Annotated in this window: 35 protein-coding genes; 29 read left to right on the forward strand and 6 right to left on the reverse strand. The window is 68.8% G+C overall.

The annotated features are described in order from the left end of the window. Nucleotides 1-116 precede the first annotated feature (116 nt). Together ACZ51I_RS23675 and ACZ51I_RS23680 are read right to left on the reverse strand one after the other, a co-directional pair. Nucleotides 117-728, reverse strand: a complete 612-nt coding sequence (locus ACZ51I_RS23675) for a phage tail tube protein (RefSeq protein WP_468879176.1) — start codon at nt 726-728, stop codon at nt 117-119. Nucleotides 729-859: 131 nt separating this feature from the next. Beyond that, nucleotides 860-1267, reverse strand: coding sequence for a hypothetical protein (locus ACZ51I_RS23680; protein ID WP_468879179.1), 408 nt, complete (start codon nt 1265-1267; stop codon nt 860-862). A 270-nt stretch (nt 1268-1537) separates the two neighbouring features. Here ACZ51I_RS23680 and ACZ51I_RS23685 point away from each other — a divergent pair, with 270 nt between their 5' ends. Next, nucleotides 1538-2362, forward strand: a complete 825-nt coding sequence (locus ACZ51I_RS23685; protein ID WP_468879181.1) for an ATP-grasp domain-containing protein — start codon at nt 1538-1540, stop codon at nt 2360-2362. A 94-nt stretch (nt 2363-2456) separates the two neighbouring features. On the opposite strand, the gene ACZ51I_RS23690 is transcribed toward ACZ51I_RS23685, so the two are convergent. From ACZ51I_RS23690 to ACZ51I_RS23700, 3 genes are read right to left on the reverse strand one after another with little or no spacing between them, the layout of a single operon-like run. Then, nucleotides 2457-2660: a MerR family transcriptional regulator gene (locus ACZ51I_RS23690; protein ID WP_468879183.1), complete on the reverse strand. Its 204-nt coding sequence runs from the start codon at nt 2658-2660 to the stop codon at nt 2457-2459. Continuing rightward, nucleotides 2654-3385, reverse strand: coding sequence for a hypothetical protein (locus ACZ51I_RS23695; RefSeq protein ID WP_468879186.1), 732 nt, complete (start codon nt 3383-3385; stop codon nt 2654-2656). Before ACZ51I_RS23695 ends, ACZ51I_RS23690 begins: the two co-directional genes overlap by 7 nt. Beyond that, nucleotides 3378-3653, reverse strand: a complete 276-nt coding sequence (locus ACZ51I_RS23700; RefSeq protein ID WP_468879188.1) for a WhiB family transcriptional regulator — start codon at nt 3651-3653, stop codon at nt 3378-3380. The genes ACZ51I_RS23695 and ACZ51I_RS23700 overlap by 8 nt, the downstream gene beginning before the upstream one ends. Before the next feature lie 256 nt (nt 3654-3909). Between ACZ51I_RS23700 and ACZ51I_RS23705 the strand changes: the two genes are divergently transcribed. From ACZ51I_RS23705 to tuf, 5 genes are all read left to right on the forward strand, one after another. Further along, entirely contained in the window at nt 3910-4359 is a 450-nt protein-coding gene (locus ACZ51I_RS23705) for a helix-turn-helix domain-containing protein (RefSeq protein WP_468879191.1), read from the forward strand. A gap of 429 nt (nt 4360-4788) precedes the next feature. Then, nucleotides 4789-5160, forward strand: a complete 372-nt coding sequence (gene rpsL / locus ACZ51I_RS23710; protein ID WP_003948652.1) for a 30S ribosomal protein S12 — start codon at nt 4789-4791, stop codon at nt 5158-5160. A gap of 2 nt (nt 5161-5162) precedes the next feature. Next, nucleotides 5163-5633 carry a 30S ribosomal protein S7 gene (gene rpsG, locus ACZ51I_RS23715; protein WP_015035567.1) on the forward strand — a complete coding sequence of 157 codons (471 nt, stop codon included), beginning with the start codon at nt 5163-5165 and terminating at the stop codon, nt 5631-5633. Nucleotides 5634-5672: 39 nt separating this feature from the next. Next, the gene (gene fusA / locus ACZ51I_RS23720; RefSeq protein WP_468879193.1) at nt 5673-7802 is read left to right on the forward strand and encodes an elongation factor G; all 2130 of its coding nucleotides are present in this window, start codon (nt 5673-5675) and stop codon (nt 7800-7802) included. 153 nt (nt 7803-7955) lie between these two features. Then, nucleotides 7956-9149, forward strand: coding sequence for an elongation factor Tu (tuf, locus tag ACZ51I_RS23725; protein ID WP_468879196.1), 1194 nt, complete (start codon nt 7956-7958; stop codon nt 9147-9149). A 94-nt stretch (nt 9150-9243) separates the two neighbouring features. Here tuf and ACZ51I_RS23730 read toward each other — a convergent pair whose 3' ends face one another. Further along, on the reverse strand, nt 9244-11217 hold the full coding sequence (locus ACZ51I_RS23730) for a PIG-L family deacetylase (RefSeq protein WP_468879198.1): 1974 nt from the start codon (nt 11215-11217) through the stop codon (nt 9244-9246). A gap of 196 nt (nt 11218-11413) precedes the next feature. Here ACZ51I_RS23730 and ACZ51I_RS23735 point away from each other — a divergent pair, with 196 nt between their 5' ends. The 23 genes from ACZ51I_RS23735 to rplO all read left to right on the forward strand — a co-directional run bounded on the left by ACZ51I_RS23735 (nt 11414) and on the right by rplO (nt 23127). Further along, nucleotides 11414-11776 carry a YciI family protein gene (locus ACZ51I_RS23735; RefSeq protein ID WP_030687822.1) on the forward strand — a complete coding sequence of 121 codons (363 nt, stop codon included), beginning with the start codon at nt 11414-11416 and terminating at the stop codon, nt 11774-11776. Then, the gene (locus ACZ51I_RS23740) at nt 11773-13014 is read left to right on the forward strand and encodes an RNA polymerase sigma factor (protein ID WP_468879201.1); all 1242 of its coding nucleotides are present in this window, start codon (nt 11773-11775) and stop codon (nt 13012-13014) included. The genes ACZ51I_RS23735 and ACZ51I_RS23740 overlap by 4 nt, the downstream gene beginning before the upstream one ends. 446 nt (nt 13015-13460) lie before the next feature. Beyond that, entirely contained in the window at nt 13461-13769 is a 309-nt protein-coding gene (gene rpsJ / locus ACZ51I_RS23745; RefSeq protein WP_003948644.1) for a 30S ribosomal protein S10, read from the forward strand. A gap of 13 nt (nt 13770-13782) precedes the next feature. Beyond that, the gene (rplC, locus tag ACZ51I_RS23750) at nt 13783-14427 is read left to right on the forward strand and encodes a 50S ribosomal protein L3 (RefSeq protein WP_361847362.1); all 645 of its coding nucleotides are present in this window, start codon (nt 13783-13785) and stop codon (nt 14425-14427) included. 7 nt (nt 14428-14434) lie between these two features. Then, a complete protein-coding gene (gene rplD / locus ACZ51I_RS23755; protein ID WP_468879204.1) occupies nt 14435-15085 on the forward strand; it encodes a 50S ribosomal protein L4 in 651 nt (216 codons plus the stop codon). Further along, the gene (gene rplW, locus ACZ51I_RS23760; RefSeq protein ID WP_024755407.1) at nt 15085-15408 is read left to right on the forward strand and encodes a 50S ribosomal protein L23; all 324 of its coding nucleotides are present in this window, start codon (nt 15085-15087) and stop codon (nt 15406-15408) included. The genes rplD and rplW overlap by 1 nt, the downstream gene beginning before the upstream one ends. A 40-nt stretch (nt 15409-15448) precedes the next feature. Further along, the gene (gene rplB / locus ACZ51I_RS23765) at nt 15449-16285 is read left to right on the forward strand and encodes a 50S ribosomal protein L2 (protein ID WP_017239576.1); all 837 of its coding nucleotides are present in this window, start codon (nt 15449-15451) and stop codon (nt 16283-16285) included. A 12-nt stretch (nt 16286-16297) separates the two neighbouring features. After that, on the forward strand, nt 16298-16579 hold the full coding sequence (gene rpsS, locus ACZ51I_RS23770; RefSeq protein WP_015035577.1) for a 30S ribosomal protein S19: 282 nt from the start codon (nt 16298-16300) through the stop codon (nt 16577-16579). Nucleotides 16580-16620: 41 nt separating this feature from the next. Beyond that, on the forward strand, nt 16621-16968 hold the full coding sequence (rplV, locus tag ACZ51I_RS23775) for a 50S ribosomal protein L22 (protein ID WP_004571827.1): 348 nt from the start codon (nt 16621-16623) through the stop codon (nt 16966-16968). Further along, the gene (rpsC, locus tag ACZ51I_RS23780; protein WP_030214015.1) at nt 16968-17819 is read left to right on the forward strand and encodes a 30S ribosomal protein S3; all 852 of its coding nucleotides are present in this window, start codon (nt 16968-16970) and stop codon (nt 17817-17819) included. The genes rplV and rpsC overlap by 1 nt, the downstream gene beginning before the upstream one ends. 5 nt (nt 17820-17824) lie before the next feature. Then, the gene (gene rplP, locus ACZ51I_RS23785; protein WP_017239579.1) at nt 17825-18244 is read left to right on the forward strand and encodes a 50S ribosomal protein L16; all 420 of its coding nucleotides are present in this window, start codon (nt 17825-17827) and stop codon (nt 18242-18244) included. Continuing rightward, a complete protein-coding gene (rpmC, locus tag ACZ51I_RS23790; RefSeq protein ID WP_017239580.1) occupies nt 18244-18468 on the forward strand; it encodes a 50S ribosomal protein L29 in 225 nt (74 codons plus the stop codon). Before rplP ends, rpmC begins: the two co-directional genes overlap by 1 nt. Further along, nucleotides 18468-18752, forward strand: a complete 285-nt coding sequence (gene rpsQ / locus ACZ51I_RS23795) for a 30S ribosomal protein S17 (RefSeq protein ID WP_468879210.1) — start codon at nt 18468-18470, stop codon at nt 18750-18752. The genes rpmC and rpsQ overlap by 1 nt, the downstream gene beginning before the upstream one ends. Nucleotides 18753-18858: 106 nt before the next feature. Further along, entirely contained in the window at nt 18859-19227 is a 369-nt protein-coding gene (gene rplN, locus ACZ51I_RS23800; RefSeq protein WP_003956455.1) for a 50S ribosomal protein L14, read from the forward strand. Nucleotides 19228-19229: 2 nt separating this feature from the next. Further along, on the forward strand, nt 19230-19541 hold the full coding sequence (rplX, locus tag ACZ51I_RS23805; protein ID WP_015035583.1) for a 50S ribosomal protein L24: 312 nt from the start codon (nt 19230-19232) through the stop codon (nt 19539-19541). Further along, nucleotides 19538-20095, forward strand: coding sequence for a 50S ribosomal protein L5 (gene rplE, locus ACZ51I_RS23810; RefSeq protein WP_086024646.1), 558 nt, complete (start codon nt 19538-19540; stop codon nt 20093-20095). The genes rplX and rplE overlap by 4 nt, the downstream gene beginning before the upstream one ends. 5 nt (nt 20096-20100) lie before the next feature. Beyond that, entirely contained in the window at nt 20101-20286 is a 186-nt protein-coding gene (locus ACZ51I_RS23815) for a type Z 30S ribosomal protein S14 (protein WP_003948630.1), read from the forward strand. A 206-nt stretch (nt 20287-20492) separates the two neighbouring features. Continuing rightward, a complete protein-coding gene (rpsH, locus tag ACZ51I_RS23820) occupies nt 20493-20891 on the forward strand; it encodes a 30S ribosomal protein S8 (RefSeq protein WP_015035585.1) in 399 nt (132 codons plus the stop codon). Nucleotides 20892-20912: 21 nt separating this feature from the next. Continuing rightward, entirely contained in the window at nt 20913-21452 is a 540-nt protein-coding gene (rplF, locus tag ACZ51I_RS23825) for a 50S ribosomal protein L6 (RefSeq protein ID WP_468879215.1), read from the forward strand. 3 nt (nt 21453-21455) lie between these two features. Beyond that, nucleotides 21456-21839, forward strand: coding sequence for a 50S ribosomal protein L18 (gene rplR / locus ACZ51I_RS23830; RefSeq protein WP_030687809.1), 384 nt, complete (start codon nt 21456-21458; stop codon nt 21837-21839). Between the two features lie 46 nt (nt 21840-21885). Beyond that, nucleotides 21886-22488 (forward strand): 30S ribosomal protein S5, encoded by a 603-nt coding sequence (gene rpsE / locus ACZ51I_RS23835; protein WP_030214033.1) that lies wholly within the window; start codon nt 21886-21888, stop codon nt 22486-22488. Beyond that, entirely contained in the window at nt 22488-22670 is a 183-nt protein-coding gene (gene rpmD, locus ACZ51I_RS23840; RefSeq protein WP_015035589.1) for a 50S ribosomal protein L30, read from the forward strand. The genes rpsE and rpmD overlap by 1 nt, the downstream gene beginning before the upstream one ends. A 1-nt stretch (nt 22671) precedes the next feature. Beyond that, nucleotides 22672-23127: a 50S ribosomal protein L15 gene (gene rplO / locus ACZ51I_RS23845; protein WP_468879219.1), complete on the forward strand. Its 456-nt coding sequence runs from the start codon at nt 22672-22674 to the stop codon at nt 23125-23127. Nucleotides 23128-23279: the final 152 nt, after the last annotated feature.

Genomic DNA, 23279 nt, shown 5'->3' on the forward strand with positions numbered 1-23279 from the left:
CGCTTCTGTGGCGAGCGAGGGGACTGGGGGGCCTCTTTCCTTTTTGGGGGGGGGGGAGAGGAGGGGGGGGGTTGGGGGCGGCGGCGTCCCCCCCCCCCGCCCCGGGGGGAGAGGGATCAGACGGTCGCGGAGTACTGGCTGTCCTTCATGAGGAAGGTCGCCAGCGGCTTGCCGTCGCCCTTCGACATGGCGGTGAAGGTGACGCCCAGCTGGGCCGCCGCCTTGCGGGCCAGCTTGATGTCGTCGGTGGCGGTGACCTGGCCGCGCGGGATGATGAAGCGGTACTTCACCGTGGTCGTGCCACCGGCCTTGACGTCGGTGAACTCCAGGCCGAGGGCGCGCACGTCCGCGAACGGACGCTCGGCGATCTCGTAGCGGTAGGTGTCGACCGCCGGGGTCGGCTCCGCCTTCACCGCGTCACCGCCCATGAAGAACGGCAGCGTGTCCTCGTTGAACTGGAGCAGCGAGAACTTCAGGGACAGGTCACGGCTCGAGTAGATGTAGTGGACCGGGGAGACCGACTGCCACGAGTCGATGGCCTCCAGCTTGTCCTTCTTCGAGAACGTGACGCCGTCGCCGGAGGTGAAGCCGAGGTCCTTCCAGCCCGCGCCGGACCAGTCGGTGGCGGAGTCCGTGCCGAAGGTGGCGGGGAGGGAGGTGCCGGCGTCGGCGACGTAGAGCTTGCCGATGCCTGCGACGCGGATCTCGGCGGAGTTGTTTCCTGCCATGGTGGGTTTCTCCTTGTTGAGAGGGGTGCGAGAGGGCGCCGCCCCCGGAGCGTTGTCCGGGTACGGCAAAGGCCCCGCCGGACGGCGAGGCCTGGTCTGTGGGGACGTCGGGACGACGTCGGGTGGAGCGCCTAGAAGACGTCCAGCGAGAGCTGGATGACGCTGAGGTAGCGGTTGGCGCCCCGGTAGAGGTAGTCGGGCATCCAGCGCGGCCCGTCCTGCTCCTCGACGTCGCTGACGAAGGTGGCGCCGAGCTGCTTGCCGAGGGTGGCCAGCAGGGCCCTCCGGGCGGCGTTGGCGAGGACGTGGGCCGCGTTCTTGGTCGGCCCGTACACCTCGAACTCGATCAGCGGCTTGTCGACGTGCAGGTCGCCGATCCAGGCGCCGCCGCGGCGGTTCACCAGGACGGCGTTCTGCGTGCCGTCGAAACCGGCCGGCGCCTGGACGGCGACCGTGACGCCGGCCAGCGCCGGGTCGGCCTTGAGGACGTCGACGACCAGCTTCTCGACGTCCGGGAACGCACTCGGGGGAGTGGTCATGACGGTTCTCCTCGGGAGGAAGGGGGAGGCGGGACGGGCGGTGCGGGGGCCGTCCGGGGCGCTCGACGCGGCGGAGGGGCGGGGGCGCGAGCGCTCCCGGACGGCGGACGGCGGAGACTGCGGCCCGTCTCGCGGGCACAGCTCCGCCGCTGCACCAACTGTGACAGGGAGCGTGCGCGCACGCAACTAATTCGGGATCCGATCTGCCGCGCACGGCCCGGCGGGGCCCCCGGATAGGTTGACGACCCCGCCCGACCGAGGAGCCGCCCCGTGCCCGCCCGCCCCCGCCTGCTCTACGTCACCGACCTCGCCTACCCGGCCCGGGGCCGGCGCTACGGCGACGAGGACGTCCACCTCGCCGCCCGGCTCCGCGCCTCCTTCGACCTGGCGCTCTGTCACCCGCTCGACGCCGCCGCCCTCATGGACGGCTTCGACGCCGTCGTCGTCCGCAACAGCGGCCCGGTCCTCGGCTACCAGGAGGAGTACGAGGCCTTCCGCGAGCGCGCCCGCGCCCTCGGGGCCCGCGTCTACAACCCCCTGCACGGCCGCGGCGACATGGCCGGCAAGGGCTACCTCCTCGACCTCACCGCCGCCGGGTACCCCGTCATCCCCACCGTCGACCGGGCCGAGGACCTGCACCGCCTGCCCGCGGCCGAGCGGTACGCGGTCAAGCCCAGGGCCGGCGCCGACTCCATCGGCCTGCGGTTCCTCCCGTACGAGGACCTCCCCGGCCTCACCTACGGCGAGGTCCTCGTCCAGCCGCGCGTCGACTTCCGCTACGAGGTCTCCTTCTACTTCGTCGACGACCTCTTCCAGTACGCCCTGTACGCCCCCGACCCCGAGCGCCGCTGGGACCTGGAGCCGTACGAACCCACCGCCGACGACCTCGCCTTCGCGCGCCGCCTCATCGACTGGAACACCCTCGACCACGGCATCCAGCGCGTCGACGCCTGCCGCGCCCCCGACGGCGGGCTGCTCCTCGTCGAGCTGGAGGACCTCAATCCGTACCTCTCCCTCGTCCGCGTCCCCGAGGAGACCCGGGAGCGCTTCGCCGCCGCCCTGACCGACTCCCTCCACCGCTTCCTGGAGGCGTGAACCCAGCGGCACGACGAAGCGCCCCGAGTCCGGAGAACGGACTCGGGGCGCTTCGGTGACGGGCGGTCAGGCGGTCAGGCGGACGGTCAGGCGGTCAGGCGGTACGCGGGCGGCGGCGGGCCACTCGTTCCGCCGCGAAGACGTCCTCCAGGCGGAAGAGCTGCGCCCGGCCCGCCCGGCCCGCGGCCCGCAGATGGCCCAGCTGGACCCACTTGCGGATCGTGGCGGGCGCCACCCCCGCCTCCTCGGCGGCCAGCGGGCCGGGGACCAGCGTGGGCAGGGCGGGCGAGCTCAGCATGAGGTCTCCTTCGGGTCGTCCATCGCGGCCTCGATCTCGTCGGTACGGGTCCCCGACGCCGCCGAGAGCTCCTCCCACCGGTCCTCCGGCCACAGGTGCCGGTATGCCGGGTCGTCCTGGCAGCCGCAGACCTCGTCCGTGCAGACGCAGGCCGGGTTCACGCACAGCACCGCGCGCCGGTCGGGGAAGGCCCGCAGCGAGACCGAGTCGCACCAGGGGCAGCGCCCCGAGACCCGCACGATCGTCTCCGCGTCGCCGAGCGTCCTGGCGCAGCGCCGGGCCATCCTGCGGATCTCGTCCCGTACGTGCCGGGCCAGATCCGGGTGGGCCGCGACCTGGTCGAGCAGCCCCACGAGACGCCGGAGCCGGTCGATCACCCCGGCGCGCGGCGGGCGGGGCAGCGCGAGCCGGGCGCACACCGCCTCCTCCAGCTCCACCACCCCGTCGGTGATGTCGCGGATGGCGTCGGAGACGTGCAGCCGGATCGGGGCGGCCCCGTGGCCCGGCACGACGAGCCCGTGCCGCTGCTGGAGCAGCAGCGCCTCGCGGCGCTCCTCGCGGATCAGCTCGTCGCGGCCGGCGGGGGAGGGGGCGGGCGCGGTCCCGGCGGGCCCCCGGCGGCCGGGCGCGAGCTCCTCGGCGAGCTCGGGGAACTGCCGTACGAGGGAGGCGGTCCAGAGGGCGATGTCCCGGAGCACGGGCGCGGTGTCGGTGGGGTCAGCCACGGCGGCCGCCTCCCGCCGCCGCGAGCGCCTTCGCCACGCGCAGGGCGTCCGCCGGGCGGCCGTTGCGCCAGAGGCGGCCCGCGCAGACGCCGTCGAAGTAGCTCTCGGCCGGGGCCACCGCCGTCTCGCACTCGCTCCGCACGGGGCAGGAGGCGCAGGCCCGGAGAGCCGGGGCCGCCTCCTTGGCGCGGCGGGCGAAGACGACGGACGGGGAGAGGCCGGCGCACGCGGCGGAGGCCTGCCAGGGGGTCGGGTCGGGATGGAACAAGAGGTTCTCCACGGTCCGGGGCCCACCGGGGCCGTCCATGGGGCCGGTGGGGCGCCTGGGGCTCAGGGGGCCGACGAGTGCGGCGGCGAGCCAGACTTACACGTTGCGTGCGAGCGCGCAACAAAAATCCGGGAGGGTGGGCCGATCCCTTCACCGATTCGACACGATTGCGCGCCCGAAAGCACGTAATTCTGTGCGCGCAAGCACGCTAAGGTATGGGATCCGGAGGGTGGGGAGCGAGCGAGGAGCTGTACACATGAGCATTCAGGGGCTCGACGAATTCGCAGGCTGGGTCGAAGGCCTGATGAGACAGCGCGGTTACGACATCGACAGCCCGCGTGGAGGCGGCAAGTCCCGGATCGCGGACGAGGCCGGCGTCCACCGCGCCGCCGTCACGCGCCTGCTGCAGAGGCAGAGCATGCCCGACCTGGAGACCATGCGCCGGATCGCCCCGCTGCTCGGCGTCTCCGTCCGCGACATGCTCATCAGGTCCGGGCGCGTGACCCCCGAGGAGCTCCCCATGGCGGCGGACCTTCTGCCGCCGAGCGACTGGCAGCCCTCGATGGAGGACTTCGCCCGCTGGCTGGGAGTGCCCGACGAGCGGATGGGCGTCTTCGTCAAGGTCGTGAACCAGTTCCTGGAGCCCGACACCGACGAGGCGGGCACCGGCGAGACCGCCGAGCCCCGCCGCACCGCCCGGGACTGACCGGGGCCGGCCGCCGCCCACCCCGGGACCGCCCGGGGCCGACCGGGACCGGCCGCCGCCCACCCCGGCCCGACCGGGGCCGGCCGGGGGTCGGCGGGGACCCACCGCCGCCCGTCCCGGCCCCGGCCGGGACCGACCGCGCCCGACCGCCGTCCGCCCCGCTCCCGGCCCGCTCCGGCGGGGGCCGGGGGCGGCTGGGCATTTGTTTTGACCGGAGTCCATGCGGTAGGTACGCTCATGCCTTGTGCCTGGGGTGTGCCTGGGCTCCCGTGCGTGTCCTCAACCGCACGGCGAGTCATTTACCGGCCACCGTGATCCGCGCTTTTTCCGCCCCTGGCGGAGGTCCGCGCGATTCGACACACCCGACCGCGTGGGTCGGTGAATGTTCCAGGTTAGTTTTACCGACGGCACACAGAAACCGGAGAAGTAGTGCCTACGATCCAGCAGCTGGTCCGTAAGGGCCGGCAGGACAAGGTCGAGAAGAACAAGACGCCCGCACTCGAGGGTTCCCCTCAGCGTCGCGGCGTCTGCACGCGTGTGTTCACGACCACCCCGAAGAAGCCGAACTCGGCCCTCCGTAAGGTCGCGCGTGTGCGTCTGACCTCGGGCATCGAGGTCACGGCCTACATCCCGGGTGAGGGTCACAACCTGCAGGAGCACTCGATCGTGCTCGTGCGCGGTGGCCGTGTGAAGGACCTGCCGGGTGTTCGTTACAAGATCATCCGCGGTTCCCTCGACACGCAGGGCGTCAAGAACCGTAAGCAGGCTCGCAGCCGCTACGGCGCCAAGAAGGAGAAGTAAGAATGCCTCGTAAGGGCCCCGCCCCGAAGCGCCCGGTCATCATCGACCCGGTCTACAGCTCTCCTCTTGTCACCTCGCTGATCAACAAGATCCTGCTGGACGGCAAGCGTTCCACCGCCGAGCGCATCGTGTACGGCGCCATGGAGGGTCTTCGTGAGAAGACCGGCCAGGACCCGGTCATCACGCTGAAGCGCGCTCTCGAGAACGTCAAGCCGGCCCTCGAGGTCAAGTCCCGCCGTGTCGGTGGCGCCACCTACCAGGTGCCGATCGAGGTCAAGCCGGGCCGCGCGTCCACGCTCGCCCTCCGCTGGCTCGTCGGTTACTCCCGCGCCCGTCGCGAGAAGACCATGACCGAGCGCCTCATGAACGAGCTCCTCGACGCCTCCAACGGCCTCGGTGCTGCCGTCAAGAAGCGCGAAGACACGCACAAGATGGCCGAGTCCAACAAGGCCTTCGCGCACTACCGCTGGTAGTCGCAACCCACATCGAGACCGAGAGAAGACTGAAGCCTTATGGCTACCACTTCGCTTGACCTGGCCAAGGTGCGCAACATCGGCATCATGGCCCACATCGACGCGGGCAAGACGACCACCACCGAGCGGATCCTGTTCTACACCGGCGTTTCCTACAAGATCGGTGAAGTCCACGACGGCGCTGCCACGATGGACTGGATGGAGCAGGAGCAGGAGCGCGGCATCACGATCACGTCCGCCGCGACGACCTGCCACTGGCCGCTCGAGAATGTCGATCACACGATCAACATCATCGACACGCCGGGCCACGTCGACTTCACCGTCGAGGTGGAGCGTTCGCTGCGCGTGCTCGACGGTGCTGTCACCGTGTTCGACGGTGTGGCCGGTGTCGAGCCCCAGTCCGAGACTGTCTGGCGACAGGCGGACCGCTACGGCGTGCCGCGTATCTGCTTCGTCAACAAGCTCGACCGTACGGGCGCCGAGTTCCTCCGCTGCGTCGACATGATCGTGGACCGCCTCGGCGCCGTCCCGATCGTCATGCAGCTCCCGATCGGCGCCGAGATGGACTTCCAGGGCGTCATCGACCTGGTCCGCATGAAGGCGCTTGTCTGGTCCGCCGAGGCCAGCAAGGGCGAGATGTACGACGTCGTCGACATCCCGGCGGACAAGCTCGAGCAGGCCGAGGAGTACCGCGCCAAGCTCGTCGAGACCGTCGCGGAGAACGACGAGGAGCTCATGGAGCTCTTCCTCGAGGGCGTCGAGCCCACCGAGGAGCAGCTCTACGCTGCCGTCCGCCGCATCACGATCTCCTCCGGCAAGGGTGGCGGCGAGAAGACGGTCACCCCCGTCTTCTGCGGCACCGCGTTCAAGAACAAGGGCGTTCAGCCCCTGCTCGACGCGGTCGTGCGCTACCTCCCCTCGCCCCTGGACGTCGAGGCCATCGAGGGCCACGACGTCAAGGACCCCGAGGTCGTCGTCAAGCGCAAGCCGTCCGACGAGGAGCCGCTGTCGGCTCTCGCGTTCAAGATCGCGAGCGACCCGCACCTCGGTAAGCTCACCTTCGTCCGGATCTACTCCGGTCGCCTGGAGGCCGGCACCGCGGTGCTGAACTCCGTCAAGGGCAAGAAGGAGCGCATCGGCAAGATCTACCGCATGCACGCGAACAAGCGTGAGGAGATCGACTCGGTGGGCGCCGGCGACATCGTCGCCGTCATGGGCCTCAAGCAGACCACCACCGGTGAGACGCTGTGCGACGAGAAGAACCCGGTCATCCTGGAGTCCATGGACTTCCCGGCGCCGGTCATTCAGGTCGCCATCGAGCCCAAGTCCAAGGGTGACCAGGAGAAGCTGGGTGTCGCCATCCAGCGTCTCGCGGAGGAGGACCCCTCCTTCCAGGTCCACTCGGACGAGGAGACCGGCCAGACCATCATCGGTGGTATGGGCGAGCTTCACCTCGACATCCTCGTCGACCGTATGCGTCGTGAGTTCAAGGTCGAGGCGAACGTCGGCAAGCCGCAGGTCGCGTACCGTGAGACGATCCGCAAGGCCGTCGAGCGCGTGGACTTCACCCACAAGAAGCAGACCGGTGGTACCGGTCAGTTCGCCAAGGTGCAGATCGCGATCGAGCCCATCGAGGGTGGCGACGCCTCCTACGAGTTCGTGAACAAGGTCACCGGTGGCCGCATCCCGAAGGAGTACATCCCTTCGGTCGACGCCGGTGCGCAGGAGGCCATGCAGTTCGGCATCCTGGCGGGCTACGAGATGACTGGCGTCCGCGTCATCCTTCTCGACGGTGCCTACCACGAGGTCGACTCCTCCGAGCTCGCGTTCAAGATCGCCGGCTCGCAGGCCTTCAAGGAGGCCGCGCGCAAGGCTTCTCCCGTCATTCTCGAGCCCATGATGGCCGTTGAGGTCGTCACGCCCGAGGACTACATGGGTGAGGTCATCGGCGACATCAACTCCCGCCGTGGCCAGATTCAGGCCATGGAGGAGCGCAGCGGCGCTCGCGTCGTGAAGGGCCTCGTGCCCCTCTCGGAGATGTTCGGCTACGTCGGAGACCTCCGCAGCAAGACTTCGGGTCGCGCAAGCTACTCGATGCAGTTCGACTCCTACGCCGAGGTTCCGCGGAACGTCGCCGAGGAGATCATCGCGAAGGCCAAGGGCGAGTAACTCTCCCGAGTTCACGCTTTAGGCTTGACACCAGTCACCGGGGCTCAGCCCCCCGCAACCCGAGGGATCGGGGCCCCGGTTACTGGCATCCCAGCAAAGATCACCTGGCGCCGATGAGCAAGGCGTACAGAACCACTCTCCAGGAGGACCCCCGTGGCGAAGGCGAAGTTCGAGCGGACTAAGCCGCACGTCAACATCGGCACCATCGGTCACATCGACCACGGTAAGACGACCCTCACGGCCGCCATTACCAAGGTGCTGCACGACGCGTACCCGGACCTGAACGAGGCCTCGGCCTTCGACCAGATCGACAAGGCTCCCGAGGAGCGCCAGCGCGGTATCACCATCTCGATCGCGCACGTCGAGTACCAGACGGAGTCGCGTCACTACGCGCACGTCGACTGCCCCGGTCACGCCGACTACATCAAGAACATGATCACGGGTGCGGCGCAGATGGACGGCGCCATCCTCGTGGTCGCCGCCACCGACGGCCCGATGCCGCAGACCAAGGAGCACGTGCTCCTGGCCCGCCAGGTCGGCGTTCCGTACATCGTCGTCGCCCTGAACAAGGCCGACATGGTGGACGACGAGGAGATCCTGGAGCTCGTCGAGCTCGAGGTTCGTGAGCTCCTCTCCGAGTACGAGTTCCCGGGCGACGACCTGCCGGTCGTCCGTGTCTCGGCGCTCAAGGCCCTCGAGGGCGACAAGGAGTGGGCGGACAAGCTCCTCGGCCTGATGAAGGCTGTCGACGAGTCCATCCCGCAGCCCGAGCGTGACGTCGACAAGCCGTTCCTGATGCCGATCGAGGACGTCTTTACGATCACCGGTCGTGGCACCGTCGTCACCGGTCGTATCGAGCGTGGTGTCCTCAAGGTCAACGAGACCGTCGACATCATCGGCATCAAGACCGAGAAGACCACCACCACGGTCACCGGCATCGAGATGTTCCGCAAGCTGCTCGACGAGGGCCAGGCCGGTGAGAACGTCGGTCTGCTCCTCCGTGGCATCAAGCGCGAGGATGTCGAGCGCGGCCAGGTCATCATCAAGCCGGGCTCGGTCACGCCGCACACGAAGTTCGAGGCCCAGGCCTACATCCTGTCGAAGGACGAGGGTGGCCGTCACACCCCGTTCTTCAACAACTACCGCCCGCAGTTCTACTTCCGTACCACGGACGTGACCGGCGTCGTGACCCTCCCCGAGGGCACCGAGATGGTCATGCCGGGCGACAACACCTCCATGTCCGTCGAGCTGATCCAGCCCGTCGCCATGGAGGAGGGCCTCAAGTTCGCCATCCGTGAGGGTGGCCGGACCGTCGGCGCCGGCCAGGTCGTCAAGATCACTGCCTGATCTTGAACTGACCTGGTAGCTCGTACGAGCTGCTGAGCAGTAAGGGAAGGCCCCGCACCGAAAGGTGCGGGGCCTTCTCGCGTACCCGGCCTTCCTACGGTCGCCAGCTCCACGGGTGGCCGTCCGGGCCCAGGGCCACCACGGTGGCCCCCCGTGCTTCCAGGTGGAGCGCCGCCGCCACCGCCGGCCGCTGCCGGGTACGGAGCCGACCGCCGGCCCTGAGCGCCACCCGGCCCTCCTCGTCCCTGCCGAGCAGCACGGTCCCGAGTGCCGCCGACCGCGCGGCGACCACGTCCCCGTACCCGTCGAGACCGGCGTCGCCGTCCGGGCCGGTCAGCCGCGCGGACGCCGGCGCCCGGTGGTACAGCGCGCCGCCCGCGCTCGCCACCGTGGACCCGGAGAGCGGCAGTCGAGCCCGCTGGGGGACCCCGTCCACCCAGTGCCGTACGGACTCCCGCCCCGCCGCGTACACATGCACCCGGCCGGCCGCGTCCACCGAGACCGCCAGACCGTCCTGGACCTCCGCGCCGCCGGGGAGCGGCCGCCACGGGGACCAGGAGCCGTCCACCGCGCGGACCCGCGTCGAGACGCCCTTGTCCGCGTTCCGTACGAAGAGGTGGACCCGGCCGTCGGGGGCCGCGGCCGCCACCGGCGCACCGATCCGCCGCCCCCGGTCGTCCCCGCGCTCCGGGCTCCCCAGGCCCCGCCAGGCCAGGAAGCCGCCGCCGGGGAAGCGCTGCTCCAGGAGCACCACCTCGCGCCGGTTCGCCCCGCCGTGCCCGTCGAGCGCGGCGAACCGCACCCCGAGGAGCAGCACCCGGCCGTCACCGAGCACCGCCGAGCCGAGCGCCGGCGCGAGCGGGCCGCCTCCCAGGTCCACCGGCTCGCCCCAGACGCCGGGCGCGGACTCCCGCCAGCGGACCGCTCGCAGTCCGAGCACCCCGTACGCGGCGAGCCGGCCGTCCGGCTCCCCGGCGAGCACCGGGCCCGCGCCCGGCCAGCGGTGGTGCGTGGAGCGCACCCAGCCCTTGCGATTGGTCAGCGGCCGGTCGCCACCGACGCCGTAGTCGCCGCAGCCCGAGGGGTTCCCGCACGCCCAGGAGGGGCTCCCGCCGTACGGGACGAGCCGGGCCGCCTTCTCCTCCAGGACCGTGGGCGGGAGGTTCTTGGGCCAGTGGCGGTTGTAGTAGCCGCGGAAGGCGGTGGTCGTGAAGGCGGGTATCGGTTCGCCGTCCCGGACCGCGTCCGCGACCCAGCGGCACAGGGCGGCCCAGGTGAAGGAGGCGACCGCCGTGTGGTCCCCGTGGTCCGAGTAGCCCGGCTGCTCGGAGTCCCGCCGGCGGGCGGCCTCGTCGCCGAGCTGGATGTCGGGGTCCGGGTCCAGGGTGTGCACGACCGTGGGCCGGTGGCGGCGGAGCAGCCCGGTGAGGACGGCGACCAGCTGGTCGTAGTCGTAGGTGTCGGCGCGGGTGACGGGGGAGCCGGCCGGCAGATGGGTCCGCAGCTCCAGGGCCCGGTCGTCCCAGAGCGCGGGCACGGCCATGTAGCGGCGGTGGGTGTGCATCGGCAGGTTGAGGAAGACCAGTTCGATCCGGCGGCCGCCGTGCGCGAGGGTGTTCACCTCCGCCCGCCTGCCGCCGGGGAGGGCGAGCGCCTCCCGCCGCCACGGCGTGAACGCCGGAAGGCCGAGCGCCACCGCGTACGACTGGCGCAGGCCCTGGTGGCGGGCGGAGGAGTAGGCCGCGCGGTCCGGGGGAGTCTCGGGCATCCCCGCGATCCGGTTCCGTCCGGTGTGCTCGCCCGCCGTCACGTACACGGAGACCAGCGGGACGCCCGCGTCGAGCAGCCGCTGCGTGTCCGGGTTCATGAAGTACAGGTCGTCGTCCGGGTGCGCGCAGAACTGCATGAGCAGCGCCCGCCGGGCCCGCCCGGAGGCGATCGGCCTGCCCGGCGCCGGATCGGCGGTCGGCGCGGTCCTGCGCGGCTCCGGTACGGAACACCCGGCGGCGGCCGAGACGACCGCGAGGGCGGCGGCGAGAACCGTCCGACGGCGGGGTGGAGTGTGCACGACAGGCCCTTCGCTCAATCGGTCCCCTGGAAGACGGATGTGCGAGCGAACGGGTTGTGCCGCGGCGGCCCGCGGGAAAAGATCATCGGAAAAAATCTCCGACATCGTGCGCACGGATGTCGAGAGGACGGTCCCGGCTCCGACCGAGGGGTGACAGCACGCCACCGGGGCGGGCGGGACGGGGAGGACACCCGAGATGAAGTACGTCGCGATGATCTACGGCAACCAGGCCAAGTGGGACTCCTTCCCGGCCGAGGCGTGGCCCGAGGCGATCGCCCGCCAGGAGGCCTTCAACCGGAGGTACCGGGAGAGCGGCGAGCTGATCGGCGCGTACGGCCTGGCGGACGCGGCCGCCGCCCAGCTCGTACGGCGCGAGGGCGGGGCGCCCGCGGTCACCGACGGCCCGTACCTGGAGACCAAGGAGTACCTCGCCAGCTTCTACCTGCTCGATTGCGACAGCCTGGAGAGGGCCCAGGAGATCGCCGCGGACATGCCCTTCGCGGACGTCGACCCCGTCGAGCTCTGGCCGGTCCTGCACGAGTCCGCGGCGGACGTGTGACCGGCACGCACGAGATCGAGGACCTGCTGCGCGCGTACACGCCGCAGGTCCTCGGCGCGCTCGTCCGCCGGTACGGCACCTTCGACCTGTGCGAGGACGCCGTCCAGGAGGCCCTGATCGCCGCCGCCCGGCAGTGGCCCGAGGAGGGGGTCCCGGAGAACGCGCGGGGCTGGCTGCTGACCGTCGCCACCCGCAGGTTCGTCGACCTGGTCCGCAGCGAGGCCGCCCGCCGGCGGCGCGAGGACGCCGTCGCGCTCGCCACCCCGGACGCCGAGCTCCTCGCGCGCGCCGCCGACGACTCCCCGGACACCGACCGGGACGACTCCCTGTCCCTGCTCTTCCTCTGCTGCCGTCCGGAACTGTCGCCGCCCAGCCGGATCGCGCTCACCCTGCGCGCCGTCGGCGGCCTCACCACCGCACAGATCGCCGCCGCCTTCCTCGTGCCCGAGGCGACGATGGCGCAGCGGATCAGCCGGGCCAAGCAGACGATCAAGGCAGGCGGATGGTCGCTCGCGCTGCCCGAGGGCGAGGACCGCACCGCCCGCCTCGCCGAGGTGCGGCAGGTGCTCTACCTCGTCTTCAACGAGGGCTACACGGCCAGCGGCGGCGAGGCGCTCACCGCGCCCGAGCTGTCCACGGAGGCGATCCGGCTCGCCCGGATGCTGCACCGCCTCGTCCCCGAGGACACGGAGACGGCGGGCCTGCTCGCGCTGATGCTGCTCACCGACGCCCGGCGCCCGGCCCGCACGGGCCCGCGCGGGGAACTCGTACCGCTCGCGGAACAGGACCGGGGGAGCTGGGACGCGGGGCTGATCGCCGAGGGGGTCGAGCTGATCAGCCGCGCCCTGCCGCGGGGCCGGGTCGGCCCGTACCAGCTCCAGGCGGCGATCGCGGCCGTGCACGACGAGGCCCCGTCCGCGGAGGCCACGGACTGGCCGCAGATCCTCGCCCTGTACGAGCTCCTGGAGAGCGCCGGGCCGAATCCGATGGTCACCCTCAACCGCGCGGTCGCCCTCGCCATGGTCCGGGGCCCCCGGGCCGGCCTCGAGCTTCTGGACGGTCTCGCGGCGGACAAGCGGCTCGCCCGGCACCACCGGCTCCTGGCGACCCGCGCGCATCTGCTCGAACTCCTCGGCGACGAGGAGGGGGCGGCAGCGGCCTACCGCGAGGCGGCACGGCGCACCACGAGCGCTCCCGAGCGGCGCCATCTGACCGAGCGGGCACGGCGTTTGGGATGAGCGGAAGAGGGGCGCGTGCGTCAGGTCGTGCGCCCCGGCGCATGTCCATACGTGACGTGGGGTACAGTCTTGGACCCCGATTGGCGGCCGGAAGGCCCCGTGTGGCAGACTGTCCTGGTTGCTCGGTTGAGTGCCGATGCTGCGCGCCTCCCGTCGGGAGGACCGGAAGCGAGTCCCACAGTACTCGTCGCTCCTTCTCAGGAGCGGACGTACGGGAATCTTCTGGGAAGCGTCAGCGGGGTGCCGGCCAGGCGCCCGGTGGGTGTTCGGCCCCCGGCCAGCGGTCATGGTGACCGCGCCCCCTTGGTTGGGAAATCCCTGTGGGATTTCTGCGTAGAGGGAGCGCGACACGCCCGACCGCGTGGGTCGGAGCAGGACAGCGCTTCCCAGGAAGCACAGCGTGCCGGGTTCCAGAGCGTTTACGAGACAAAGGACTACTAGTAGCCATGGCGGGACAGAAGATCCGCATCCGGCTCAAGGCCTACGACCACGAGGTCATCGACTCCTCGGCGAAGAAGATCGTCGAGACGGTGACGCGCACTGGTGCGTCGGTCGCGGGCCCGGTGCCGCTGCCCACTGAGAAGAACGTGTACTGCGTCATCAAGTCGCCGCACAAGTACAAGGACTCGCGCGAGCACTTCGAGATGCGCACGCACAAGCGCCTCATCGACATCCTCGACCCCACGCCGAAGACGGTTGACTCGCTCATGCGCCTCGACCTGCCGGCGGGCGTCGACATCGAGATCAAGCTCTGAGGTGACGCGCGAGATGGCTAAGAACATCAAGGGCATCCTGGGCGAGAAGCTCGGCATGACGCAGGTCTGGGACGAGAACAACCGGGTCGTCCCGGTGACCGTCGTCAAGGCCGGCCCGAATGTCGTGACCCAGGTCCGTACGAACGACGTCGACGGCTACGAGTCGGTCCAGATCGCCTTCGGCGAGATCGACCCGCGCAAGGTGAACAAGCCCCTCAAGGGTCACTTCGCCAAGGCCGACGTCACCCCGCGCCGCCACCTGGTGGAGCTCCGCACCGCTGACGCCTCCGAGTACACGCTCGGCCAGGAGATCACCGCCGAGGTCTTCGAGGCCGGCGTGAAGGTCGACGTCACCGGTAAGAGCAAGGGCAAGGGCTTCGCCGGTGTGATGAAGCGCCACAACTTCCGTGGTGGCAAGGCCTCGCACGGTGCCCACCGCGTGCACCGCAAGCCCGGTTCGATCGGTGGCTGCGCCACCCCGGGCCGTGTCTTCAAGGGCATGCGCATGGCCGGTCGCATGGGCAACGAGCGTGTGACCACCCAGAACCTGACCGTCCACGCCGTTGACGCCGAGAAGGGTCTGCTGCTCATCAAGGGCGCCGTCCCCGGCCCCAACGGTGGCCTCGTCCTGGTCCGCACCGCGGCCAAGGGGGTTTGAGGAACCGATGAGCACCATTGACATCCTTTCGCCGGCAGGCGACAAGGCCGGGACCGTCGAGCTCCCCGAGGAGATCTTCGGCGCCAAGGTCAGCGTCCCGCTGATCCACCAGGTCGTCGTCGCGCAGCTGGCCGCGGCCCGTCAGGGCACGCACAAGACCAAGACCCGTGGCGAAGTCCGCGGTGGTGGCAAGAAGCCTTACCGCCAGAAGGGCACCGGCCGCGCCCGTCAGGGTTCGACCCGCGCCCCGCAGTTCGCCGGTGGTGGCGTCGTGCACGGTCCCGTGCCGCGTGACTACTCGCAGCGGACCCCGAAGAAGATGAAGGCCGCCGCCCTCCGCGGTGCCCTCTCGGACCGGGCCAACCACTCCCGCATCCACGTCGTCACCGGCGTGGTCGAGGGTGAGGTCTCCACCAAGGCCGCCAAGACGCTGTTCGGCAAGATCTCGGAGCGCAAGAACCTGCTCCTGGTCGCCGAGCGCTCCGACGAGGCCGCGTGGCTGTCCGCTCGTAACCTGCCCCAGGTGCACATCCTGGAGCCGGGCCAGCTCAACACGTACGACGTGATCGTCTCCGACGACGTGGTCTTCACCCAGGCCGCCCTCGAGTCCTTCGTGTCTGGCCCCCAGACCGCTGAGACCGAAGGGAGCGACGCCTGATGACTGAGGCCGTCGTCACCAGCAAGACCTTCTCGGACCCGCGCGACATTCTCGTCAAGCCGGTCGTCTCGGAGAAGAGCTACGCACTGCTGGACGAGAACAAGTACACGTTCATCGTCGCGCCTGGCTCCAACAAGACCCAGATCAAGCAGGCCGTCGAGGCGGTCTTCTCGGTCAAGGTCACCGGGGTCAACACGATCAACCGCCAGGGCAAGCGCAAGCGGACCAAGGCCGGTTTCGGCAAGCGCAAGGACACCAAGCGCGCCATCGTGACCCTTGCCGAGGGCAACCGTATCGACATCTTCGGCGGTCCGACCGCCTAACGGCGGTCTGGATCGTCCGGAATCGGACGAGGACTGAGAAATGGGAATCCGCAAGTACAAGCCGACTACGCCGGGCCGTCGTGGCTCCTCCGTAGCCGACTTCGTCGAGATCACGCGGTCCACGCCGGAGAAGTCGCTGGTTCGCCCTCTGCACAGCAAGGGCGGCCGTAACAACACCGGCCGGATCACCGTGCGTCACCAGGGTGGTGGCCACAAGCGCGCCTACCGCGTGATCGACTTCCGTCGTCACGACAAGGACGGCGTGCCGGCCAAGGTCGCTCACATCGAGTACGACCCCAACCGCACCGCCCGCATCGCGCTGCTCCACTACCTGGACGGCGAGAAGCGTTACATCATCGCCCCCAAGGGTCTGACGCAGGGTGACCGCGTCGAGAACGGCCCCGGCGCGGACATCAAGCCCGGCAACAACCTGGCGCTCCGCAACATCCCGGTCGGTACCACGATCCACGCGATCGAGCTCCGTCCCGGTGGCGGCGCCAAGTTCGCGCGCTCCGCTGGTGCCTCCGTGCAGCTGCTGGCGAAGGAGGGCACGATGGCCCACCTTCGTATGCCGTCCGGTGAGATCCGTCTCGTCGACGCCCGCTGCCGCGCCACCATCGGCGAGGTCGGCAACGCCGAGCAGTCGAACATCAACTGGGGCAAGGCCGGCCGCAAGCGCTGGCTGGGCGTTCGCCCGACCGTCCGCGGTGTGGCGATGAACCCGGTCGACCACCCGCACGGTGGTGGTGAGGGCAAGACCTCCGGTGGTCGCCACCCGGTCTCCCCGTGGGGTCAGAAGGAGGGTCGTACTCGCTCGCCGAAGAAGGCTTCGAGCAAGTACATCGTCCGCCGCCGCAAGACGAACAAGAAGCGCTAGGAGCGGGTTTAGATGCCGCGTAGTCTCAAGAAGGGACCCTTCGTTGACGGCCACCTCGTAAAGAAGGTGGACGCACAGAACGAAGCCGGTACCAAGAACGTCATCAAGACCTGGTCCCGTCGCTCGATGATCATCCCGGCCATGCTCGGCCACACGATCGCGGTGCACAACGGCAAGACCCACATTCCGGTGTTTGTCACCGAGTCGATGGTCGGCCACAAGCTCGGTGAGTTCTCGCCGACGCGCACCTTCCGGGGTCACGTGAAGGACGACCGGAAGTCGAAGCGCCGCTAACGCGGGGTGGAATGACCATGACAGACACTGGAAGGACAACCATGGAAGCCAGGGCCCAGGCGCGGTACATCCGCGTCACGCCCATGAAGGCCCGCCGCGTGGTGGACCTTATCCGTGGCATGGACGCCACGGAGGCTCAGGCGGTCCTGCGTTTCGCCCCGCAGGCCGCGAGCGTGCCGGTTGGCAAGGTGCTGGACAGCGCCATCGCCAACGCTGCACACAACTACGACCACACCGACGCCTCTTCGCTGGTCATCAGCGAGGCGTACGTGGATGAGGGCCCGACCCTGAAGCGGTTCCGTCCGCGTGCTCAGGGCCGTGCCTACCGGATCCGTAAGCGGACCAGCCACATCACCGTGGTCGTCAGCAGCAAGGAAGGAACCCGGTAATGGGCCAGAAGGTTAACCCGCATGGGTTCCGGCTCGGCATCACCACGGACTTCAAGTCCCGCTGGTACGCCGACAAGCTGTACAAGGACTACGTCAAGGAAGACGTCGCCATCCGTCGGATGATGACGTCCGGCATGGAGCGCGCCGGCATCTCGAAGGTTGAGATCGAGCGCACCCGTGACCGCGTGCGTGTGGACATCCACACCGCCCGTCCCGGCATCGTCATCGGCCGCCGTGGCGCCGAGGCCGACCGCATCCGCGGCGACCTCGAGAAGCTCACGGGCAAGCAGGTCCAGCTGAACATCCTCGAGGTCAAGAACCCCGAGATGGACGCTCAGCTGGTCGCTCAGGCCGTCGCCGAGCAGCTCTCCTCCCGCGTCTCCTTCCGTCGCGCCATGCGTAAGAGCATGCAGGGCACGATGAAGGCCGGCGCCAAGGGCATCAAGATCCAGTGCGGCGGTCGTCTCGGCGGCGCCGAGATGTCCCGCTCGGAGTTCTACCGCGAGGGCCGTGTGCCCCTGCACACGCTCCGCGCGAACGTCGACTACGGCTTCTTCGAGGCCAAGACGACCTTCGGCCGCATCGGCGTGAAGGTCTGGATCTACAAGGGCGACGTCAAGAACATCGCCGAGGTCCGCGCCGAGAACGCCGCGGCCCGTGCGGGCAACCGCCCGGCCCGTGGCGCGGGTGGCGCTGGCGACCGCCCCGCCGGCCGTGGTGGCCGTGGTGGCGAGCGTGGCGGCCGCGGCCGCAAGCCGCAGCAGCAGTCCGCGCCGGCTGCCGAGGCCCCCAAGGCCGACGCTCCCGCCGCCGCTGCCGCTCCGGCTGAGAGCACCGGAACGGAGGCCTGACCGACATGCTGATCCCCCGTAGGGTCAAGCACCGCAAGCAGCACCACCCCAAGCGCTCCGGCGCGAGCAAGGGTGGTACGCAGGTCGCGTTCGGCGAGTACGGCATTCAGGCCCTCACGCCGGCGTACGTGACCAACCGCCAGATCGAGGCGGCTCGTATCGCGATGACCCGCCACATCAAGCGTGGCGGCAAGGTCTGGATCAACATCTACCCGGACCGCCCGCTGACGAAGAAGCCCGCCGAGACCCGCATGGGTTCCGGTAAGGGTTCTCCGGAGTGGTGGATCGCGAACGTCAAGCCGGGTCGGGTGATGTTCGAACTGTCCTACCCGAACGAGAAGATCGCGCGCGAGGCCCTGACCCGTGCGGCCCACAAGCTGCCGATGAAGTGCAAGATCGTGAAGCGCGAAGCAGGTGAGCTGTGATGTCGGCCGGTACCAAGGCGTCCGAGCTGCGCGAGCTGGGCAACGAGGAGCTTCTCAACAAGCTCCGCGAGGCCAAGGAAGAGCTGTTCAACCTCCGCTTCCAGGCGGCGACGGGCCAGCTCGAGAACCACGGTCGGCTCAAGTCCGTCCGTAAGGACATCGCCCGGATCTACACCCTGATGCGTGAGCGAGAGCTGGGCATCGAGACGGTGGAGAACGCCTGATGAGCGAGAGCAACGTGACTGAGCAGAAGACCGAGCGCAACGCTCGCAAGGTCCGCGAGGGCCTGGTCGTCAGCGACAAGATGGACAAGACCGTCGTCGTCGCTGTCGAGGACCGCGTCAAGCACGCGCTGTACGGCAAGGTCATCCGCCGTACGAACAAGCTCAAGGCTCACGACGAGCAGAACGCCGCCGGCATCGGTGACCGCGTCCTCCTGATGGAGACCCGGAAGCTGTCCGCCACGAAGCACTGGCGCGTCGTCGAGATCCTCGAGAAGGCCAAGTAATTCTTGAAGGGGTAACCCTTCAAGTTCGTTCCGCCAGGCTCGGTGGGGTTGCGCTGATCGCTCAGCGCAACCCCACCGGGAACCGGCAGACAATCAGGAGATAGACGTGATCCAGCAGGAGTCGCGACTGCGTGTCGCCGACAACACTGGTGCCAAGGAGATCCTTTGCATCCGTGTTCTCGGTGGCTCGGGTCGCCGCTACGCGGGCATCGGTGACGTCATCGTCGCCACCGTCAAGGATGCGATCCCCGGTGGCAACGTGAAGAAGGGTGACGTCGTCAAGGCGGTCATCGTTCGCACCGTCAAGGAGCGCCGCCGCCAGGACGGCTCGTACATCCGCTTCGACGAGAACGCCGCTGTCATTCTCAAGAACGACGGCGACCCTCGTGGCACCCGTATCTTCGGCCCGGTCGGCCGTGAGCTGCGCGAGAAGAAGTTCATGAAGATCATCTCGCTCGCGCCGGAGGTGCTGTAAGCATGAAGATCAAGAAGGGCGACCTGGTCCAGGTCATCACCGGTAAGGACAAGGGCAAGCAGGGCAAGGTCATCACGGCCTTCCCCCGCGAGAACCGCGTCCTCGTCGAGGGTGTCAACCGGGTCAAGAAGCACACCAAGGCCGGCCCGTCGCAGGCCGGTGGCATCGTCACGACCGAGGCTCCGGTCCACGTCTCCAACGTCCAGCTGGTCGTGGAGAAGGACGGCAAGAAGGTCGTCACGCGTGTCGGTTACCGCTTCGACGACGAGGGCAACAAGATCCGCGTTGCCAAGCGGACGGGTGAGGACATCTGATGGCTACCACCACTCCGCGTCTCAAGACGAAGTACCGCGAGGAGATCGCGGGCAAGCTGCGTGAGGAGTTCTCGTACGAGAACGTCATGCAGGTTCCCGGCCTCGTGAAGATCGTGGTCAACATGGGTGTCGGCGACGCCGCCCGCGACTCGAAGCTGATCGATGGCGCGATCCGCGACCTCACCACGATCACCGGTCAGAAGCCGGCCGTCACCAAGGCCCGCAAGTCCATCGCGCAGTTCAAGCTCCGCGAGGGTCAGCCGATCGGTGCGCACGTCACCCTCCGTGGCGACCGCATGTGGGAGTTCCTGGACCGCACCCTGTCGCTCGCGCTCCCGCGCATCCGCGACTTCCGCGGCCTGTCCCCCAAGCAGTTCGACGGCCGTGGCAACTACACCTTCGGTCTCACGGAGCAGGTCATGTTCCACGAGATCGACCAGGACAAGATCGACCGTGTCCGGGGTATGGACATCACCGTGGTGACCACGGCGACCAACGACGACGAGGGCCGTGCCCTTCTGCGTCACCTCGGCTTCCCCTTCAAGGAGGCGTAAGCGAGATGGCGAAGAAGGCTCTCATCGCGAAGGCTGCCCGCAAGCCCAAGTTCGGCGTGCGCGGCTACACGCGCTGCCAGCGCTGTGGTCGTCCCCACTCCGTGTACCGCAAGTTCGGCCTGTGCCGCGTGTGCCTTCGTGAGATGGCTCACCGTGGCGAGCTGCCGGGCGTGACCAAGAGCTCCTGGTAATCCCTTAGTTGGGATGACCGGAGTCTCTCGGTAAGCACTGGGTTGGCGGGTGCCCATCCCTCCATGGCTTAGGCTAGGAGGGTTGGGCGTCCGCCGCCCGTACGACTTACTACGCCGTAGGTCCCCGCGCCGCACCCGTCCCGCCCCTGTGTGGGGAGAGGGATGGCGCACTGGAAACCCCGGCGAGAGAGGCCGAAGGCCAATTCATGACCATGACTGATCCGATCGCGGACATGCTGACTCGTCTGCGTAACGCGAACTCGGCATACCACGACTCCGTGACGATGCCGCACAGCAAGATCAAGTCTCACATCGCGGAAATCCTCCAGCAGGAGGGCTTCATCACGGGCTGGAAGGTCGAGGACGCCGAGGTCGGCAAGAACCTCGTCCTCGAGCTCAAGTTCGGTCCGAACCGTGAGCGCTCCATCGCGGGCATCAAGCGGATCTCGAAGCCCGGTCTCCGGGTTTACGCGAAGTCCACCAACCTGCCGAAGGTCCTCGGCGGCCTGGGCGTGGCGATCATCTCCACGTCCCACGGTCTCCTGACCGGCCAGCAGGCAGGCAAGAAGGGCGTAGGTGGGGAAGTCCTCGCCTACGTCTGGTAGTCGGGAACGGAGGAATAGCTAATGTCGCGTATTGGCAAGCTGCCTATCCAGGTTCCCGCCGGCGTGGACGTCACCATCGATGGCCGCACGGTCACGGTGAAGGGTTCCAAGGGCACCCTGAGCCACACCGTCGCCGCGCCGATCGAGATCGTTAAGGGCGAGGATGGCGTGCTCAACGTCAACCGTCCGAACGACGAGCGTCAGAACAAGGCCCTCCACGGCCTGTCCCGCACGCTGGTGGCCAACATGATCACCGGTGTGACCCAGGGTTACGTCAAGGCGCTCGAGATCAGCGGTGTCGGTTACCGCGTGGCCGCGAAGGGCTCCGCTCTGGAGTTCCAGCTCGGCTACAGCCACCCGATCCTGGTCGAGGCGCCCGACGGCATCTCGTTCAAGGTCGAGTCGCCGACCAAGTTCTCGGTCGAGGGCATCGACAAGCAGAAGGTCGGCGAGGTCGCCGCCAACATCCGCAAGCTTCGCAAGCCCGACCCCTACAAGGCCAAGGGCGTGAAGTATGCGGGCGAGGTCATCCGCCGCAAGGTCGGAAAGGCTGGTAAGTAAGCCATGGCATACGGTGTGAAGATCGCCAAGGGCGACGCCTACAAGGGCGCTGCCAAGAAGCGCCGCCACATCCGCATCCGCAAGAACGTGTCGGGTACGGCGGAGCGTCCGCGCCTCGTCGTGACGCGTTCCAACCGCGGTATCACCGCTCAGGTCATCGACGACCTCAAGGGTCACACCCTTGCGTCCGCGTCGACCCTGGACGCGTCGATCCGTGGCGGCGAGGGTGACAAGTCGGCGCAGGCCAAGCAGGTCGGCGCCCTGGTCGCCGAGCGCGCCAAGGCCGCCGGCGTCGAGGCTGTCGTGTTCGACCGTGGTGGCAACAGGTACGCCGGGCGCATTGCCGCTCTGGCTGACGCCGCCCGCGAAGCCGGGCTGAAGTTCTAAGCCCCGGTTCCGGGACTAACGGACGTAACAGAGAGAGGTAAATCCAATGGCTGGACCCCAGCGCCGCGGAAGCGGTGCCGGTGGCGGCGAGCGGCGGGACCGGAAGGGCCGCGACGGTGGCGCTGCCGCCGAGAAGACCGCGTACGTTGAGCGCGTTGTCGCGATCAACCGCGTCGCCAAGGTTGTCAAGGGTGGTCGCCGCTTCAGCTTCACCGCGCTGGTCGTGGTGGGCGACGGTGACGGCACCGTAGGTGTCGGTTACGGCAAGGCCAAGGAAGTTCCCGCGGCCATCGCCAAGGGTGTCGAGGAAGCCAAGAAGAACTTCTTCAAGGTTCCGCGCATCCAGGGCACCATCCCTCACCCGATCACGGGCGAGCGTGCCGCGGGCGTCGTGCTCCTGAAGCCGGCTTCCCCCGGTACCGGTGTTATCGCCGGTGGCCCGGTGCGCGCCGTTCTGGAGTGCGCCGGCGTTCACGACATCCTGTCGAAGTCGCTCGGCTCGTCCAACGCGATCAACATCGTGCACGCGACCGTGGCGGCCCTCAAGGGCCTGCAGCGTCCCGAGGAGATCGCGGCTCGCCGTGGTCTGCCCCTCGAGGACGTCGCCCCCGCGGCTCTGCTCCGTGCGCGTGCTGGGGCGGGTGCGTAATGGCTCGCCTCAAGGTCACGCAGACGAAGTCGTACATCGGCAGCAAGCAGAACCACCGCGACACCCTGCGCTCGCTCGGCCTCAAGAAGGTCAACGACGTGGTTGTCAAGGAGGATCGTCCCGAGTTCCGCGGCATGGTGCACACCGTCCGCCACCTCGTGACGGTCGAGGAGGTTGACTGACATGGCGGAGAACAACCCGCTGAAGGCCCACAACCTCCGTCCCGCCCCCGGCGCCAAGACCGCGAAGACCCGTGTCGGTCGTGGTGAGGCGTCGAAGGGTAAGACGGCCGGTCGTGGTACGAAGGGTACGAAGGCCCGCTACCAGGTTCCGCAGCGCTTCGAGGGCGGGCAGATGCCCCTCCACATGCGTCTGCCGAAGCTGAAGGGCTTCAAGAACCCCTTCCGCACCGAGTACCAGGTCGTGAACCTGGACAAGCTCACCGCGCTCTACCCGCAGGGTGGCGAGGTCACGGTGGCCGACCTGGTCGCCAAGGGTGCCGTTCGCAAGAACCAGCTCGTCAAGGTGCTCGGCACCGGCGAGGTCTCCGTGGCGCTGCAGGTGACGGTCGACGCCGTCTCCGGCTCCGCCAAGGAGAAGATCGCCGCCGCCGGCGGCACCGTCACCGAGCTCGTCTAAGACGACTCGATGGCATGAACATCCAATCGGGGATGCCTCCCAAAAGGGGCATCCCCGATTGGTCGTTCCTAGGGGGGCATGGTCGCCGGTAAGGTGGCGTGCACTGTCTAGACTCCGTGCGGTATGCCCGCACGGGATTGATGACCGATACC

Source organism: Streptomyces sp. NPDC034084 (assembly GCF_055575535.1).